Annotated in this window: 1 pseudogene; it reads left to right on the top strand. The window is 43.1% G+C overall.

The features are described 5' to 3' along the window. A pseudogene (locus tag K4039_RS26640) lies at nt 1-430 on the top strand (IS1 family transposase); the annotation flags it as partial. Nucleotides 431-1,002: the final 572 nt, after the last annotated feature.

Here is a 1,002-nt window from a genome sequence, read left to right as displayed (position 1 = left end):
CGAGGTTATAGCGAGGCCATCAAACGTGATTGTCTAAAAATGTATGTCAATGGCATGGGTTTACGGGCGATAGAACGAGTTAAGGGAGTCCATCATACCACGGTAATGAATTGGGTAAAACAAGTCGGAAAACTGTTACCAGATGTTTATGACCCCTCAGTCATTCCAGAAGTTGGTTCCCGGTGATGAATTACAAACTTATGTGAAAAAAAAAACAGATAAGATCTGGCTGTGGACAGCGGTTGACCACTTTAAGCCAGGAATTTTAGGATGGGTATTAGGGGATCATAGCGCTAAGACATTTGAACCATTATGGGACAAAGTGAGTGAATGGAAATGCTACTTTTATGTAACTGATGGATGGTCTGTATATCCCATGTTTATTCCTGATGGAGATCAGATTATTAGCAAGACTTACATGACACGAGTAGGTGCGATTCGTTGAAGAGTGAATCACGGTGAAAGTCCGTACATAACTCCTCCAGCCATAAGGCTGAACTCTCGGTATGATAAGGGTGCGAGCCCCTTCTGCCAGACTCAGGTATGACTCCCGATCTGCCCACACCGACCAAGCTCGATTCTTGGAGAGTGAAGCTGGGAACAGGGCGCAATCAGACATCTAGTGTGGGATGACACTGGCGCTAATGGGGAATTCCAATGGTGAAACTGAGCCTAGAAAAGTAACTTATGTCAGAGCGGGTCGCAGACCAAAAATCCCGACTCCACTGGAGAGCATTCCCGCCGAATTTCTACTCAATATCGGCAAGAGTCTAGGGAATCCAGTAGTTAAATTGGCTACACCTAAAGGAACAATTAATCACGCCCGAGGGAACGAAGAAAAACGAACTGAGGGTAAGCGGGGAAGTCGAACCCTTTATAGCAATCCTAAATCATTTTCTATGTATAGGTGTACTGATGGATTTTGGGGAAATCAAATTTATGTTCCTTTGTGAAAAACTCAAACAAAAATTTAATTATCTTAAAAGACTTACATAAATACCA

Origin of the sequence: Lyngbya sp. CCAP 1446/10, from assembly GCF_026130175.1 — a bacterium.
GTDB lineage: Bacteria > Cyanobacteriota > Cyanobacteriia > Cyanobacteriales > Microcoleaceae > Microcoleus.
This window is presented reverse-complemented; position numbering and strand designations above follow the sequence as displayed.